The sequence below is a fragment of the Xanthomonas sp. BRIP62415 genome, assembly GCF_003993515.1.
GTDB classification, from domain to species: Bacteria; Pseudomonadota; Gammaproteobacteria; order Xanthomonadales; family Xanthomonadaceae; genus Xanthomonas; species Xanthomonas euroxanthea.
This window is the reverse complement of the sequence record NZ_QEZH01000006.1, coordinates 308,741-325,820: the sequence shown is the minus strand read 5'-3', so window position 1 is coordinate 325,820 and position 17,080 is coordinate 308,741. Positions and strand designations below refer to the sequence as shown.

General features: G+C 68.1%; 12 protein-coding genes. 2 read left to right on the top strand and 10 right to left on the bottom strand.

Annotated elements, in window-relative coordinates:
* Window positions 1-215: 215 nt before the first annotated feature.
* From EO141_RS01695 to EO141_RS01670, 6 genes are all read right to left on the bottom strand, one after another.
* The gene (locus EO141_RS01695; protein ID WP_127168354.1) at window positions 216-1,616 is read right to left on the bottom strand and encodes a glycosyl hydrolase family 28 protein; all 1,401 of its coding nucleotides are present in this window, start codon (window positions 1,614-1,616) and stop codon (window positions 216-218) included.
* A 318-nt stretch (window positions 1,617-1,934) separates the two neighbouring features.
* Window positions 1,935-3,053: a rod shape-determining protein RodA gene (gene rodA, locus EO141_RS01690; protein WP_104583771.1), complete on the bottom strand. Its 1,119-nt coding sequence runs from the start codon at window positions 3,051-3,053 to the stop codon at window positions 1,935-1,937.
* Entirely contained in the window at window positions 3,050-5,110 is a 2,061-nt protein-coding gene (gene mrdA, locus EO141_RS01685; RefSeq protein ID WP_115676004.1) for a penicillin-binding protein 2, read from the bottom strand. Before mrdA ends, rodA begins: the two co-directional genes overlap by 4 nt.
* 3 nt (window positions 5,111-5,113) lie before the next feature.
* Window positions 5,114-5,599 (bottom strand): rod shape-determining protein MreD, encoded by a 486-nt coding sequence (gene mreD, locus EO141_RS01680; RefSeq protein WP_127168353.1) that lies wholly within the window; start codon window positions 5,597-5,599, stop codon window positions 5,114-5,116.
* On the bottom strand, window positions 5,596-6,846 hold the full coding sequence (gene mreC / locus EO141_RS01675) for a rod shape-determining protein MreC (protein ID WP_127168352.1): 1,251 nt from the start codon (window positions 6,844-6,846) through the stop codon (window positions 5,596-5,598). The genes mreD and mreC overlap by 4 nt, the downstream gene beginning before the upstream one ends.
* A gap of 172 nt (window positions 6,847-7,018) precedes the next feature.
* On the bottom strand, window positions 7,019-8,065 hold the full coding sequence (locus tag EO141_RS01670; protein ID WP_006452025.1) for a rod shape-determining protein: 1,047 nt from the start codon (window positions 8,063-8,065) through the stop codon (window positions 7,019-7,021).
* A gap of 286 nt (window positions 8,066-8,351) precedes the next feature.
* Between EO141_RS01670 and EO141_RS01665 the strand changes: the two genes are divergently transcribed.
* Both EO141_RS01665 and EO141_RS01660 read left to right on the top strand, forming a co-directional pair.
* The gene (locus EO141_RS01665) at window positions 8,352-9,284 is read left to right on the top strand and encodes a carbohydrate kinase family protein (protein WP_104649225.1); all 933 of its coding nucleotides are present in this window, start codon (window positions 8,352-8,354) and stop codon (window positions 9,282-9,284) included.
* A 434-nt stretch (window positions 9,285-9,718) separates the two neighbouring features.
* Window positions 9,719-11,692, top strand: a complete 1,974-nt coding sequence (locus EO141_RS01660; RefSeq protein WP_119130672.1) for a sigma-54-dependent Fis family transcriptional regulator — start codon at window positions 9,719-9,721, stop codon at window positions 11,690-11,692.
* 76 nt (window positions 11,693-11,768) lie between these two features.
* Here the strand turns inward: EO141_RS01660 and EO141_RS01655 are convergent, their stop codons facing one another.
* From EO141_RS01655 to EO141_RS01640, 4 genes are all read right to left on the bottom strand, one after another.
* Window positions 11,769-14,060, bottom strand: a complete 2,292-nt coding sequence (locus tag EO141_RS01655) for a TonB-dependent receptor (RefSeq protein WP_164739004.1) — start codon at window positions 14,058-14,060, stop codon at window positions 11,769-11,771.
* A gap of 151 nt (window positions 14,061-14,211) precedes the next feature.
* Window positions 14,212-15,318, bottom strand: a complete 1,107-nt coding sequence (locus EO141_RS01650; RefSeq protein WP_115675998.1) for an S-(hydroxymethyl)glutathione dehydrogenase/class III alcohol dehydrogenase — start codon at window positions 15,316-15,318, stop codon at window positions 14,212-14,214.
* Between the two features lie 35 nt (window positions 15,319-15,353).
* Window positions 15,354-16,415, bottom strand: coding sequence for a beta-propeller fold lactonase family protein (locus tag EO141_RS01645; protein WP_127168350.1), 1,062 nt, complete (start codon window positions 16,413-16,415; stop codon window positions 15,354-15,356).
* Window positions 16,412-17,056: a c-type cytochrome gene (locus tag EO141_RS01640; protein ID WP_164739003.1), complete on the bottom strand. Its 645-nt coding sequence runs from the start codon at window positions 17,054-17,056 to the stop codon at window positions 16,412-16,414. The genes EO141_RS01645 and EO141_RS01640 overlap by 4 nt, the downstream gene beginning before the upstream one ends.
* Window positions 17,057-17,080 lie beyond the last annotated feature (24 nt).

Below are 17,080 nucleotides of genomic sequence, written 5' to 3'. Positions count from 1 at the left end.
CGGAATGGGGAGTGGGGAATGGGGATACGGGGTGCTGCGCGTGTGCGGCCCCGGATTTCTCTGTCACGGCAGGCCGGAGCTGGCGAGGCGTCGGGTTCGGCGCCGTGCCATGGGGCCTGCTTTGGTTTCTTCACCTGGCGGCCTGATCGGCGGGCGTTGGTCCCTTTGCTGTCACCGCGGCCGTCAGGCGCGGCCGGGTGGCCGCGCCTGGTTGATTACAGGGCCGGGAAGCGCGGTGCGGTCGAGCAGGTAGGCACGCTGCCGCCGAGTTGCACGCTGGGCGTGGTGACGTTGCTGCCGGTCGGGGTGAGCACGCTGTTGCTGAGCCCGATCCGCGCGTCGCTGGCGGCGACCGCGGTGTTGCCGGTGGCCACGTTGGCCAGTGTCAGGTCCAGCGGCGTCTGCGCATCGAAACCTCTCAGGATCCAGCCCTTGCCCTTGAGGCCGGCATCGCCGGTGGTGCGCAGGCCGTTGACGACGATGTCGCTGAAGCTGGGCTTGGTGCCGCTGCCGCCGGTCGCATAGAACGGGTTGATCACCAGCGGGCTGGTCACCCCGTACAGGCAGGTATTGCGATAGGTCACCAGGCTGACCGGGCCACCCTTGGCCAGGCTGGTCTTGATGCGCAGCCCGGTGTTGTCGGTGCTGCGGTTGCCGGCATCGTCGCTGGCCGTGATGGCGTTGTTGTCGACCAGCACGTTGTTGACCCCGGACATCACCTCGCTGCCGATCGAGATGCCGTGGGTGCCGTAGCAGCGGTTGTCGCGCACGCTGATGTTGCCGGACCTGGACGCAATGGTCTTGATCGCCACGCAGTCGTCGCCGCCCATCACATCGTTGTCGACCAGGCTGGCGTTGAGCACGCTGTCCAGGTCCAGGCCGTCGGTGTTGGGGCTGGTCGCCGGCGATTTCACCCGCACGCCCCAGATGGTCAGGCCATCGACGATGTGCGCGAAGAAATGAAAGTACGCCGCGTTGATCAGATTGACGTGGTAGAGGGTGAACGTGGTGGAGTTCTGCACCTTGATCAGGTCCGGGCTGTTCTGCACCTGGCCGGCAGTCTTGGCGTTTTCGCCGAATTGCCACCAGGTGGTGGTCCTGCCGAGCATGGGCAGGTCGCCACGCCCATCGATCGTGCCCTGCCGCCCGCCGGTGCGTACGCCCATCACGCCGGACCTGGCGCCCTTGATGCCGATCAGCGGCAGGCAGCCACCGCTCTTGGCGCCCGCAACGCCGCAACCGCTGCCGTAATCGGCCGGATTGCGCGAGCCGTACAGGGTCACGCCCTGATCGACGACCAGGGTGACCCCGGTGGGAATCGTGAGCGGGCCGCTGAGAAACGCGTCGCCGGTGCCGGCCTTGAGCAGCACGCTGCCGTTCTTGCCGGTGCAGGCCGTCAACGCGGCCTGGATAGTGTTGGTATCGGGCGGCGCGCTTTCCAGCGCGGCATCGAACTGGCGCCCGCTCGGCGTGTGGCTGGCGCTCACCGCCTGGCAGGTGGCAGGAATCGCCGGCTCGGACACGGCACGCGCATCGCCGCTGGCAAGGGTGATGGCGCCGGCGTGTGCAGCGAACGTCAGACAGACACCGCCGATGGCGGCGCTTAGCAATTTCATGGAAGAGGTCACCGGAAAGAGGAATGGTGCGCGCCTGCAGCTGCAACGCGACGCTGCCGCGTGCAGACAGCGGCGCATCGGACTCTACGGCGCAACGCCCCCACCCACAGAAGGCGAGCGAACCCGGTGCCGCACGCGCGAAGCGGCCCTGCGTCGGCGTGTCGTCATTGCAACGCAGCACGCACAACCGCACGCGTCCTGCGCAGTGTCAGCGGCGTGTCATGCGCCTGTCGCACGCGGCGTGGTGCACCTGGTCAGCCATGATTCGTTCTGGCGAGGCGGGTACGCCTGCCACTCTGGGCTGCAGCACGCGCCGGCTCAGTACCCGTGCACCGGACGGTGCGTCTTGACCGCCATCACCAGGCCCAGCCCGGCCAGCAACGACACCGCCGAGGTGCCGCCGTAACTCATCAGCGGCATCGGCACGCCCACCACCGGCAGCAGGCCGGAAATCATGCCGCCGTTGACCAGCACGTAGACGAAGAACGCCAGCCCGGTGGCGCCGGCGACCAGGCGCGAATAGGTGTCGCGCGCCTGTGAGGCGATCCACAGGCAGCGGGCGATCACGATCAGGTACAGGCTGAGCACGGTCGCCACGCCGATCCAGCCGAATTCTTCACTGAGGACCGAGAACGCAAAGTCGGTGGTCTGTTCGGGGATGAAGTTCAGGTGCGACTGCGACCCCAGCCCCCAGCCCTTGCCGTCGAAGCCGCCGGAACCGATCGCGATCTTGGACTGGATGATGTTCCAGCCGGCGCCCAGCGCATCGTTTTCCGGGTTGAGGAACATCATGATGCGGTCCTTCTGGTACGGCCGCAGCAGCCAGAACCAGGCCACCGGCGCGGCCGCCGAGACGCCACCCACGCCCACCGCCACCCACCACCACGGCAGGCCGGCCAGCAGCAGCACGAACACCCCGCTGGCGGCGATCAGCACGCCGGTGCCGAAGTCCGGCTGCAGCATGATCAGGGCGGTCGGCACGCCGATGATCACGCCGGTCACCAGCACGGTGGAGATGCGCGGCGGCAACGGCATGCGGTGCAGATACCAGGCCGCCATCATCGGCAGGCTGATCTTGAGCAACTCGGCCGGCTGCAGGTAGAACAGTTTCAGATCCAGCCACTGGCGGCCGTATTTGCCGGTGCCCAGCGCAAATACCGCCAGCAACGGCAGCATCGACAGGCCGTACACCCATGGCGTCCAGGCGCGCAGGCGCAGCACCGACATGCGCGAAATGCCCCACATCGCGGCCAGGCCGATGACAAAGCGCACGGCTTGCGCCATCACCAGGTGATCGCCGTTGGCGGCGCCGCCAGCGCTCTTGAGCACCGACAGCCCGATCACCATCAGCGCCCCCAGCGCCAGGCACAGCACCCAGTCCAGGCTGCGCGTAAAGCGCGCCACCATGTCCACCAGCCAGCGCAGGATGTCACTCAATGGTCGGTCTCCTGGACCGCATCGGGCACATCCGGCACCACCGGCTGCGCCGGCGTGTTGGGGTCCAGGGCCACCGCGGTCTGGCCGATCACCACCGGCAGCTCGGCCAGCGTGGCTGCGGCCGCATCGCCGGCCTGGCGCGCATCGGTGGCGCCGGCTTCGAACTGGTTGACGCCCACCGCGGTCATGCCCAGCTCGCTGTCCAGCGGCTCCAGGCCGGCGGGCAGCTTGCCCAGCAGCCAGGCGTCGAAGATCTTGCGCGCGATCGGCGCGGCCGAACTGGTGCCGAACCCGCCGCCCTCCACCGCCACCGCCACCGCGATGACCGGGTTGTCGGCCGGGGCGAAGCCGACGAACAGGCCACGGTGACGCAGATGCAGCGGCAGGCTGCGCGGATCCACCGCGGCCACGCCCTTGCGGCTGACCACCTGCGCGGTGCCGGTCTTGCCGGCCATCTGGTAAGGCGCGCCGGGGGTGATCGCATAGCCGGTGCCGCCCGGACGCATGGTGTCCATCATGCCCTCGCGCACCACCTGCAGGTGCGCCGCGCTCGGGCTGATCGGCTTGCCCGGCGGCTGGATCATCGGCTGCCAGGGGTGGTCGAAGCCGGTGCGCTCCTCCAGCACCAGGTGCGGGCGCAGCAGCAGCCCGCTGGCGATCGCCGACACCCCGCGCGCCAGCTGCAGCGGCGTGACCTTCCAGTCACCCTGGCCGATGGCGATGTTGACGGTGTCGCCGGGGTACCAGCGTTCCTTGCGGGTCTTGTACTTGTAGGCCGGCGACGGCAGGATGCCGCCGATCTCGCCGAGCAGGTCCACCCCGGTCGGTTGACCGAAACCGTACTCGCCCATGTAGTGGTCGAACCGGTCGATGCCCATGTCCACCGCCAGGCGGTAGTAGTAGGTATTGACCGACTGGGCGATCGACTTGCGTAGATCGGTCCAGCCATGGCCGCCGCGGTGCGAGTCGCCCCAGCCGCGGCTGACCCCGGGCAGGTAGAACATGCCGGTGGACAGCACCCGGTCTTCCGGCCGGCGCAGGCCGCTGTCCAGCCCGGCCAGCGCGATCAGCGGCTTGAGCGTGGAGCCCGGCGCCACCCCGCCCAGCACCAGCCGGTTGAACTGCGGCCGCGAGGGGTTGTCGTTGAGCATCTTGAAGTCGGTATGCGAGATGCCGTTGACGAACAGGTTGGGGTCGTAGCTGGGCAGGCTGACCATGCCCAGGATCTCGCCGGTGCGCGGGTCCATCGCGATCGCCGCGCCTTCGTGCTCGCCGAACGCGGCCACCATCGCGCGCTGCAGGTCGGCATCCACCGACAGCCGCAGGTCCGCGCCCGACTGCGGCGCGACCCGGCCGACGGTGCGGATCGCCCGCCCCTGCACATTGGTTTCGACCTGCTCGTAACCGACCTGGCCGCGCAGATCCTGCTCGTAGTAGCGCTCCAGCCCGGACTTGCCCATGTGGGTGAGCGCGGCATTGCCCTCGCCCAGCACCGCCAGGTCCTTCTCGTCGATGCGGCCGACGTAGCCGATGATGTGCGCGAACAGCGGGCCGTACGGGTAACGCCGGGTCAGGTACGGCTCCAGCTCCACGCCGGGAAAGCGCCAGCGCTCCACCGCAAAGCGCGCCATTTCCTCATCGCTCATGCGCAACTTGAGGGTCACCGGCAGGAAGCTGCGGCGCGCGCGGCGCTCGCGATTGAAACGTTCCAGGTCCTCCGGCGCGATCGGGATCACCTTGCCCAGCGCGGCCAGCATGGCGTTCATGTCGGTGACCTTGTCCGGGGTCACGTCCAGGCGGAAGGCCGGCACGTTCTCGGCCAGCAGCCGGCCGGTGCGGTCGTAGATCATGCCGCGCCCGGGCACCACCGGCTTGGGCTTGATGCGGTTGGCTTCCGAGCGGGTAGCGTAGACCTCGTGGTCGAGCACCTGCAGCTTGAAGTACCAGCCGCCCAGGCCGACCAGGCAGATCACCACCATCACAAAGCCCAGCACCGCACGCCGGCGGAACTGCTCGGCCTCCGCGTGCGGGTTCTTGGGGTGACGACGCCCGTGCATGGCTTACTTCTTGCTCCGCTTGCCCAGCCGTACCGCATCCAGCAACACGAACAGCGGCGGCCACAGCGCCATGCCCAGCAGCGGCGCCCACCAGTAGCTCCACGGCAGGCTCGGCTCGCCCACCGCCAGATGCACCGCCGAGGAGACGATGCGGTCGTTGAGCAGCAGCCCGCCGATCGCCAGCGCCTGCTGCGAGACCGGGAAGAAGCGCATCCGCGCGCGGAAGCGCTGCAGGATGAAGGTCATGATCACCAGCCGCAGCGCCTGTTCGCCGAGCAGCCCGCCATACAGCAGGTCGGCCAGCACGCCGGCCACGAAGGCGATGCCCAGCCCGACCCGGTCCGGCTCCTCGATCACCCAGTACGCCAGCACCAGCGCCAGCCAGTACGGACGCAGCGGCTGCACCACCACCGGCAGCGGCAGCAGGCCCAGCACCAGCGCGATGAGGATGCTCGCCGGCAGGATCCAGGTGTTGCGCATGCGGGTCATTGCTCCGTCTCCGTTGGAGACGGACGGGATTGGGGAATCGGGAATGGGGAATCGGCAGGAGCGGTGTTCTGCGGCGTCGCGGTGGCTGCGCCCTGGTTGTTTCGGGGACGGGAATCGGGAATCGGGAATCGGGAATCGGTAGGAGCGGCCCCTTGCGACGATGCAGATGCTGCGCCTTGCCTGGTCAATCGCAAGGACGGCATCGATGCAGCACCGTTGCCGTTGCCGTTGCCGTTGCCGATTCCCGCTCCCTCATTCCCCATTCCCGACGGCTTGGCAGGCGCACTTCCTTGCGGCGGAACGGGAGTGGCCTGTCCGGTCGGCGTCGAGGCCGGCACCGATGCAGCACCGGCGCCGTTGCCACTCCCCATTCCCGATTCCCCACTCCCGATTCCCGGCGCCACGCGTAGCGGCTTGCCTGCACGCAGCAACAACACATCGCGCCCGCGATCGAGCTTGGCGGCCGGGGTCAGTTCGCCGACCAGGAAGGCGTGGGTGTCGTCCGGATGCAGTTCGGACACCTTGCCGACCGGGAAGCCGGCCGGAAAGCGGCCACCGAGGCCGGAGGTGACGATCTCGTCGCCCACCTGCACGCCGGCACTGAGCGGGATGTCGCGCAGTTCCAGCCGGTCGCCGCGGCCGTAGACGATCAGGCGCACGCCGTTACGCGCCACGCTGACCGGCACCGCGTGGTCGGGGTCGGTCAGCAGCAGCACGGTCGAATGCAGCGGGGTCACCTCGATCACCTGGCCCATCAGCCCGCCGGCATCGATCACCGCCTGGCCCATCAGCACGCCATCGCGGCTGCCGGCATCCAGCAGCAGGCGCTGCCGGGTCGGGTCCAGGTCGATATCCAGGATCGGCGCCAGCTGCACGTCCAGGCCGCGGCGCTCGGCCACGTTGAGCAGTTCGCGCAGCTGCGCATTGTCCAGCGCGGCGGTCTGCAGCCGGGTCAGGCGCGCATTGGCCACCAGCAGCTGGTTGCGCAGGTCGCGGGTTTCTTCCACCAGCTGCGCGTGGGTGGCGGCGTTGTCGCGCACCTGCGAGCCGATCCGCCCCGGCAACCCGGCCACGGCCCAGATCGGCTGGATCAGCAGGTTGGCCTGCAGGCGCACCTGGCTCAGCCAGCCCCCCCGGCTATCGAGCGCGATCAGCACGATCGCCAGCACCAGATAGACCAGCAGCCGCAGCGTGGAGGTGACTTCGCCCGGACGGGAGGCGACGGGAGGACCGGCGTAGGAGGGCACTGTCAGGGCCGGGAATGGGGAATCGGGAATGGAGAATCGGGAAGCAGTGTGCTGCCCCCGAGACGGTTGAGGCGAAAACTCACATGGGCGGGACCGCGTCGCAACCGCTCAGGAGCGCGGGCAGGGAATGCTTTCACAATTCCCTACTCCCGATTCCCGATTCCCGGACGCCTCACTCCGGCGCGAAGAACTCGTTGCCATGCATGTCCACCAGCTCCAGCGCGCGACCGCCGCCGCGGGCCACGCAGGTGAGCGGATCGTCGGCGACCTGCACGTGCAGGCCGGTTTCCTCGGAGATCAGGCGGTCCAGGTCGCGCAGCAGTGCGCCGCCGCCGGTGAGCACGATGCCGCGCTCGGCCACGTCGGCACACAGTTCCGGCGGGGTCTGCTCCAGCGCCAGCTTGACTGCCGAGATGATGCCCGACAGCGGCTCGTGCAATGCCTCGAGCACCTCGTTGGAGTTGATCTTGATCATCTTCGGCACGCCTTCGGCAAGATTGCGGCCGGAGATTTCCATCTCCTGCACCTCGTCCTGAGGGTAGGCGCAGCCGATCTGCAGCTTGATGCGCTCGGCGGTGGCTTCACCGATCAGCATGCCGTGGTTGCGGCGCACGTAGTTGGTGATCGACTCGTCGAAGCGGTCGCCGCCCACGCGTACGGACTGCGAGTAGACGATGCCGTTGAGCGAGATCACCGCCACCTCGGTGGTGCCGCCGCCGATGTCGATGACCATCGAACCGCGCGCCTCGGTCACCGGCATGCCGGCACCGATCGCCGCAGCCATGGGTTCTTCGATCAGGTAGACGTCGCGTGCGCCGGCTTCTTCCGCCGATTCCTTGATGGCGCGGCGCTCGACCTGGGTGGAACCGGCCGGCACGCACACCAGCACGCGCGGGCTCGGGCGCAGGAAGCGCGACTTGTGCACCTTCTTGATGAAGTGCTTCAGCATTGCCTCGGTGTAGGTGAAGTCGGCGATAACGCCGTCCTTCATCGGGCGGATCGTGGTGATGTGGCCCGGGGTGCGGCCGAGCATCTGCTTGGCCTCGGCGCCGACGGCAGCCACCGAGCGCGTGCCGCCGATGGCGCGGTCCTGACGCACCGCCACCACCGAAGGTTCATTCAGCACAATGCCCTGTCCGCGCACGTAGATCAGCGTATTGGCCGTGCCCAGGTCGATGGACAGGTCGTTGGAGAACATGCCGCGGAGTTTCTTGAACATCGAGGGAGCCGTTCCTGAAAGAGTCGCTTGCCCTGTCGCCGATGCAGAACCAACTGGTCGATAAGCGGGCAGAAAACGAAGTCCACTAGCCTAGCAATCCCCCCCGGTGCGGGCAAGGAAAAATCGGCCGTTTCGGCGTGATTTTCATGTGCCGGTCACGCCGGGCATGGCATGCGGTTGTGGCCCTGATCGATCGCAGCCGTTACCCTTTGCGCCGCGGCGCTCGCGCCGTCCCGCCGCCATGCCGGCAACTGGCGGGTATTTCCCAACGCAAAGGCCCGACTCGATGTCCGCACTGATCTGTGGTTCCCTCGCCTACGACACCATCATGGTGTTTCCGGACCAGTTCAAGAACCACATCCTGCCGGACAAGGTGCACATCCTGAATGTGTCGTTCCTGGTCCCGCGCATGCGCCGCGAGTTCGGCGGTTGCGCCGGCAACATCGCCTACAACCTGCATCTGCTCGGCGGCGCGCCGATCCCGATGGGCACCGTCGGCCAGGATTTCGGCCCGTATCGCGAACACTTCGAGGCGCTGGGCATCGACCTGTCGCGGGTGAAGATCATCGACGAGCTGTTCACCCCGCAGGCCTTCATCACCACCGACCACGACAACAACCAGATCACCGCCTTCCATCCGGGCGCGATGATGCGCAGCTACGAAAACCATGTGAAGGACGTGCCGGGCGTGACCCTGGGCCTGGTCGGCCCGGACGGGCGCGAGGGCATGATCCAGAATGCAGAAGAGTTCGCTGCCGCCGGCATTCCCTTCATCTTCGATCCCGGCCAGGCGATGCCGTTGTTCAACGGCCCGGAACTGCGCCAATTCATCGAACAGGCCGACTACGTGGTGGTCAACGACTACGAGTCCAACCTGCTGCAGGAACGCACCGGCTGGAACGAAAAGGACATCGTCTCGCGCGTGCAGGCCTACATCACCACCCAGGGCCCGAAGGGCGCGCTGGTGCATACGCCGGAAAAGACCTACGACATCCCGCCGGCGCACGAGCGCCGCGTGGTCGATCCGACCGGCTGCGGCGACGCCTTCCGCGCCGGGCTGATCTACGGCATCCAGGGCGGCTACGACTGGCTGACGATCGGGCGGATGGGCAACCTGATGGGCGCGCTGAAGGTGGAGCATCCGGGCACGCAGAATCAGCGGTTCGATTTCGGCGAGTTCAATGACCAGTTCAAGCAGCAGTTCGGCTACGCGCTCTGAGACGGCATCGGCGCCCTCTGAGACGGCATCGGCGCCGCAGGTGCGCGTCGACGTTGGAGTGTTGAGGCCGCAGCAAAGGTCGGTCGCCTGAGATCGCGGGCCGTGGCGACGGCGGGACATCTGGGTGGCCCGGTTGATGCCTGGCGCAGTTCAAGCAGCAGTTCGGCTACGCGCTCTGACGCTGGCCTGATCCGCAGCGTCGAGCTCACACAACCCTTCTCCCCTCGGGAGAAGGTGCCCCGCAGGGGCGGATGAGGGTACGGGCGAGGCCTCGTGCAGTTTGAACGGCACAAGGCTTCGCACCGTCCCCTCACCCCAACCCCTCTCCCGCAGGAGAGGGCTCGTCTGCACCGCAATTTGCTGCAATGCAGTTTGAGCATGGCAGCGATCTGTGCCTCTACTGACGCTTCGCGCCCACTGAGGAACGCTGGCCCATGTCAGAGCCAAGCGTTGTCGCCGCCACTTCCATCGCCCTGCCCGAGATCGAACCGGATGCACTCCGGCAGATCCGCCGGCTGCGCGACATTGCGCCGCTTGCCGCACCACTGTCGCGCTCGTGGCGGCGCTGCCTGGACGATTACGCCTTGTTGCCCGAGGCAGCCCCCGAGCCGCTGGTGCACGATGCGCTGCACGTGCGCGAGCGCCAGCAACGTCTGGGCGATGTGCTGCGCATTGCCAAGGTGGAGATGGAAAATCTCTACGAGCAGATCGCCGGCAGCGGCTATGCGGTGATCTTTGCCGACGCCGAGGCGACCGTGCTGCACAGCGTGCACGACCCGACCCTGCTGCGCGAATTCCGCCAGGCCGGTCTGTTCTGCGGCGCCAGCTGGGCCGAGTGCCATCAAGGCACCAACGGCCTGGGTACCTGCGCGGCCGAGCGCACCGCAGTCAGCGTGCATCGCGGCGAACATTATCTGACCCGCCATCTGCCGCTGTCGTGCAGCGGCGCGCCGATCCTGGACCCGCACGGCGGCCTGCTGGCGGTGCTGGATGCCTCCACCCCCAATGCGCAGGACGGCAAGCAGACCCAGCGCCACACCGTGGCGCTGGTGAGCATGTCGGCGGCGCAGATCTCGCGCTCGCATTTCCTCAACCAGTTCGGCCATGCCTTCATCCTGCGCTTCCATAGCCGGCCCGAGTTCGCCGGCCTGCTGCACGAAGCGCTGATTGCGATCGATACCGACGGTCGCGTGCTGGCAGTCAACGAGGCGGTGCTGGAGCAACTGGGCAAGCTCGATCGCAGCCAGCTGGTGGGCCGCAACATCGCGCAGGTGATGCAGCTGGATTTCGACACCCTCGAGCACCGCGCCGGCAGCGATGCCGGCACCTTGTGGTCGATCCGCTGCGCCTGCCACGGGCGGCGTTTCTACGCGCTGGTGCGCCCGCCGCGTGCGCGCCCCGCGCTGCCGGCGGTGGGCGGGCCGGCGCAGCTGGCGCCCGATACCGAGCTGCAACCCGGCGAGCACGTCGGCTCGGACTCGCGCATGCGCCACAACCTGGCCAATGCGCTGAAGCTGGCCGCACATCGCGTATCGATCCTGCTGCGTGGCGATACCGGCACCGGCAAGGAGGAATTCGCCAAGGCAGTGCATCGTGGCTCGCCGTGGGCCGGCGGCGCCTTCGTGGCGATCAACTGCGCGGCGATTCCCGAGGCGTTGATCGAGAGCGAATTGTTCGGGTATGCGCGCGGCGCATTCACCGATGCCGCGCGCGAAGGCCGCCACGGCAAGCTGCTGCAGGCCAGCGGCGGCACGCTGTTCCTGGACGAAATCGGCGACATGCCGCTGCCGTTGCAGAGCCGCCTGCTGCGTGTCCTGGAAGAACAATGCGTCACCCCGCTGGGCAGCGAACGCGCGGTGCCGCTGGAGCTGCACGTGATCAGTGCCAGCCACCGCGATCTGGCGCAGCGGGTGGCGGCCGGCGAGTTTCGCGAGGACCTGTATTACCGGCTCAATGGCGTGGTGCTGCATCTGCCACCGCTACGCGAACGCAGCGACAAGGCCGAGCTGATCCGCACCCTGCTGCGCGAGGAGAACAGCGAGCACAGCGTGCGCATCAGCGAAGAAGCGATGCACAAACTGCTGAGCTACGCATGGCCGGGCAACCTGCGCCAGTTGCGCAATGTGCTGCGCACGGCGGCGGTGTTGTGCAGCGACGGGGTGATCCGCCTGCCGAATCTGCCGCAGGAAATCGTCGATGCCGGCAGCGCCCCGTGCCTGGTCGATGGCCGCGCGGTGGCCGCCGACGACATGCCCGGCCGCGCCGCACTCGACCAGGCCGAACGCCTGGTGCTGCAGCAACAACTCGAACGCCACCGCTGGAACGTCAGCCGCACCGCCGATGCCCTGGGTATCAGCCGTAATACGCTGTATCGCAAGCTGCGCAAGCACGGCCTGGATACCGGTTGAATGGGGAATGGGGAATGGGGAATCGTAGAGCTAACGCCCTGCACTCACCTATTCCCGATTCCCAATTCCTCTGCGATCAGAGCGCCCAACGCACCCCGATCAGATACTGCCGCGGTACGCCCGGTGCGAGAAACCGCGCCGGGCCGGTTTCCACCGGCGCATCCTGCGGGCGCGCCAGTTCGCCATCGGGGAACACGTCTTCGGCCACGGCTGCGTACGTGGCATAGCGGCGGTTGAAGACGTTGTCGACGCGGGCGAACAGCGACAGCCGCGCACTGACTTGCCAACGCGCCTGCAGGTCCACCAGCGCATAGCCGGCGGTGCCGATGTCGATGCGCGCGGGTGCGGGCTCGCCGTCTTCGGCGTTGTCGACCTGGCCGTCCTCGTTGCCGCTGGCCACGCGCCCGGACACCGCACGCACCCCGGCGCCCAGCGTCAGCGCATCGCGCTGCCATTCCACGCCGAGCTTGAGGTTGTGACGCGGCAACGCGGCGATGCGCAGGCCCGGCCGCAAGGCGATCACGCGCTCGCCGGACAGCAATTCGCCATCGCTGCGGTAGGTCGCATCCAGAAAGCTGTAGCCGGCCGACCAGTGCCAGTTGCCGCTGTGCAGGCGCAGCGCCAGGTCCGCGCCCTGGTAACGGGTGCGGCCGACATTGTCGAAGTAACCCAGCTGCGTGTCCGGCGCGCGCAGGAACAAAATATCGTCGCGATTGTCGGCGCGGTACACCGACACGCTCGCGCTGCTGTCGGTCGACGGTGTCCAGCGCGCACCCAGTTCGTAGGTGCGCGAAACGATCTGCTCCAGGCGCGGGTCAGCCTGCAGGCCGGTCGGCAATCGGCACGGCTGGGTGGGATCGGCGCAGCCCAGTTCGATCGCGGTAGGCGCACGGCTGTTCTGTGCGACCGAGCCGTACAGCGTCAGCCCCGAAGCGAGCCGGTGGGTCAGCCCCAACGACGGGTTGGCCTTGGCGTAGACGAAGCGCTCGCGTGGGCGGTCGCCGTCGTCGGCAGTGGAGAGAATGTTGTCCACCACCACATGGTTCCAGCGCACTGCGGCGCTGAGATGGGTGGCAGCGTCCAGTGCCCAGGTGTCGGCGACGAACACGCCCAGCGTCTTGGTGCTGCCGCGCACGCCGGAAAAGAACGCACGCCCGGCATCCGGATCGGCAGCGACCGAGCGGTCCGGCTGCACCCAGCCATCGCGCGCGAATTGCCGATAGCGCACATGACCACGATCGAAGGTCACGCCGGTGCTGAGCGCATGCGTGCCCCATTGCCTGCTCAGGTTGAGCGCAAGCCCCTGCGCCTCCTGGCGCATCTGGGTGGTGTTGAGCGCGCCGGTGGGCAGGGCGTCGGCATCGGCGCGTGCGACATCGCACTCGGCATCCAGCGCACTGCCGTCGGCAGCGTAACCGGAGGCGCATTCCTCGACGAATTCCTCGTAGTCCTCGCCGATATCGCCATTGACGGTGTCGCGGCGGCCCACCCGCGAATAAGCCAGTGCATGCAATGCGGTGTCCGCATCGAAACGATGGTCCAGTTGCGCGGTGAACAGCGTAGTGCGATTGCGGGTGAGATCGGGCGAGGTGTACACCGCGCGGCGGTCGGCGCGATACAGGCCGGGCTCGGGGCCATCGTCGGTATAACGCGTATCCGGCAGCAGGCCATTGCCGATCAGGCGGCTGCGCCCGTGCAGCACCGACAGGCTCCAGTCGGTCTGCTCGCCTTGCTTGCCGAGCTTGCCGAACACCGTTCCCAGGCGGCCCTCGGAGGCATCGCGCCAGCCGTTCTCGTCGAAGCCGGTGACCGCGACAAGCCCATGCCAGCCGTCCTGGCTGGCGAGACCATAACTGGCATCCAGGCGCTTGCGCGCACCGCTGCCGATGCTCGCTTCGCCCTGCAATCCCGGCGCGGTGAGGCCCGATGCAGTGGACAGCACCACCGCGCCACCGAGCGTGTTCGGCCCGAACAAGGGATTGGAGCCTGGCATCAGCGTCACCGCATTGATGGCCGACTCGGGCAGCATGTCCCAGCTGACGATGTCGGCAAACGGTTCGTTGAAACGCACCCCATCCAGATACACCGACACGCCCTGCGAGGCGCCCGGCAAGGCGGAGGCACGAAAGCCGTGGAAGGTGAGATCGTTCTGGAACGCGCTGCCCTGCACGTCGTTGCCATCCACGCCGACGAAGCGCCGCTGCAGCAGGTCGCCAAGGTTGTTGCTGCGCCCGCGCGACAACGCGCTGTCGGTGGCCGACTGCACCATGTACGGCAGTTGCGCCGCATCGATGGTGGTGCCGGGAATCGGCGTGGCGGTGACCTCGATGCGGTCCAGCCAGGTCACCTGCGGCGCGTCTTCGGCCATCGCAGTGCCGATCGTACCAGCGCACAGCAGCGCTGCGCAGGCGCAGGCAAGCCGATGTCGTTGCAATGCATCGCGGCCATGGTGTGCGACGCGAAGCGGCGGTGTGCTGCGATCCCACGGTAAGTGATGCGTCGACCTCATGTCGTCTCCCTCAATAAAGCACGATCGATTTGATGCCACGCGCCGCGCGTAGATCCGCCAGCGCCTGATTGATGTCGTCCAGCGCCAGGATGCGGGTGATCAACGGGGCCAGCTGCAGATCGCCATGCAGATAGCGCGCGACATAGCCGGGCAGCTCGCTGCGCCCTTTCACCCCGCCGAACGCGCTGCCGCGCCACACCCGCCCGGTCACCAGTTGAAACGGGCGCGTGCTGATTTCCTGCGCGTCGTCGGCCACGCCGAGGATGACGCTCTCGCCCCAGCCCTTGTGGCAGCACTCCAGCGCCGCGCGCATCGCGCCGACATCGCCCACGCATTCGAAGCTGTGGTCGGCGCCGCCATCGGTGAGGTCCACGATCACCTGCTGGATCGGCGCGCCGTAGTCGCGCGGGTCCAGGCAATCGGTGGCGCCCAGGGCACGCGCCAGCGCGAACTTGGCCGGGTCGATATCCACCGCGATGATGCGCCCGGCCTGCGCCAGCACCGCGCCCTGCACCACCGACAGGCCGATGCCGCCCAGGCCGAACACCGCCACGCAGTCGCCGGGCCGCACATGCGTGCTGTTGAGCACCGCACCGACGCCGGTGGTGACCGTGCAGCCAAGCAGGCAGACCTGATCCAGCGGTGCATCCGGCGGGATCCGCGCGACCGCGATCTCCGGCACCACGGTGTATTCGGAAAACGTGCTGGTGCCCATGTGGTGCAGGATCGGCCGCCCGTGCAACGAGAACCGGCTGCTGCCGTCGGGCATCAGGCCGCGCTCCTGGCTGCTGCGGATCGCCTGGCACAGGTTGGTGCGACCGGAGCGGCAGAACTTGCACACGCCGCACTCGGGCATGTACAGCGGGATGACGTGATCGCCGGGCTGCACGCTGGTGACACCGATGCCGATTGCCTCGACGATGCCCGCGCCCTCCTGCCCCAGGATCGCCGGAAAGCTGCTCGCCTGCCCGTGCGCCAACGCATGCGCATCGCCGTGGCAGATACCGGTGGCAACCAGGCGCACCAGCACCTCGCCGGGCCGCGGCGGCTGCAGGTCCACCTCTTCGATGGTCAGCGGCTGGTGCGGACCCCATGCCACCGCAGCGCGTGTCTTCATCCGGCCCCCCTGGCGCGCGTCGGCATGGCCGCCGCTCAGCGCGCGATGACCACGCCCCACGGCAGGTCGCCGACGGGGATCTGTTTGATCTCGCGCAATGCGACGGTGTCGATCACGCTCACGGTGTTCGAGCGCCCGTTGGCGACATACAGCTTGTCGCCGGCCGGGGTCAGCGCCGGATTCCACGGCCGCAGCCCCACCGCGATCTCGGCAAGCCTGCGCGCGTTTTGGGTATCGATCACGCTGACCGTGCCGGCACCGCCGTTGGACGCATACAGCCGCGTGCCATCGGCCGACAACGCCACGCCTGCCGTGCGCACGCCGGCCGGCAGGCTGGCGCGGCGTCGGCGCGTCTGCAGGTCGATCACGTCCACCACGTTGGCGGTCTCCTGCGCGATGTAGACGCTGTGCCCGTCCGGGGCGAATGCCATGCCGCGCGGATGGCCGCTGGTGGCGACCACACCGCGCGATCGATGGGTGGCCAGCTCGATGATGTCCATGTCGTTGGAACCCTCGTTGCTGGTGAGCAGCCACTGCCCGTCCGGCGTGTAGGCGCAATGTTCCGGCGCCTGCCCGCGCGTGGCGATCACCTGTTGCACGCGGAACTGCGCCGCATCGATCAGCATCACCTGGTTCTGCCCTTCCACGCACACCGCGAACTGCCTGCCGTCCGGCGACAGCGCGATGCCCTCGGCGTTCTCGCCGATCTGCACGCTGCGCAGCACCGCGTCCTTTTCGGTATCCAGTTCGATCAGGCGATGATGCTCGGCATCGATCAGGTACAGATGCCCGTGCGGGCCCGGCAACACCTGCTGCAAGCGCTTGCCCAGTTGCCCCTGCGCGCTGAGCGTGCGCACCATCGTATCGCTGTGCGTATCGATCACCGATACCGTACCGCTGCGTTGATTGGGCACATACGCAAACACCGGCGGCATCGATGGCGCCGGTGTTGCTGCAGGAGCCGTACTCGTCGTTGTCGCCGGCGCAGCGTTTGCCGCGGGCGGCTGCGCATCGCGCCGGCAACCGGCCAGGCCCAGCAGCACGCCCAGCGCGGTGGTCGCCAGGACGCGCTGCCACCCGATGGGCGCTGGCCTCATTGCGCCTTGCCCGCGGTCTTGTTGATCGAATGGATGAAGGCGAGCAGTTTCTCGGTGTCGCCCGGCTTGAGCACCGGCGCGAACGGCGGCATCTGCCCGACCACCTTCTCATGCCCGATGCGGGTCTTGCCGTGGGTGATCATCGCGGCGGTGCCCTCGCTGATCAGCGTACGCAAGGTGTCGTCGTCGCTGCCATACACCCAGATGTCGTTGGTCAACGGCGGGCACATGCCGCCGCCACCGGTGCCGCCATGGCAGGCATTGCAGCCGGCCGAGAAATAGATCTTCTTGCCTTCGGCGATCAGTTCGGGAGTGACCTTGACCTCCGGCCCCTTCGGGATCGCCACGACGGTGGCCGGCGCTGCGGGCGGGGTGGCCGGATCCGGTGCAGGCCCGGCGGCCGGGTTGGGCATCCCGGCGGGCGCCGCTGCGGGCGCCGGCGCGGCGGCGCCGGTGGTGGCCGGCGCAGGTGGACTGGCAGCGGCCGCCTCGGGCGCGGGCGGCGGTGCCGGCTTGCCGCAGGCGGCGAGCACGACGCTGAGCATCACCGCGCACAGCGGTGCGCGCATGGAACGATCGGAACAACCCACGGTGGATTTGCGCATGAACGAACCTTTCTGGTCGGAGGGAACACCACGCACCCCGTGCGCGCGGCGGGTGACACA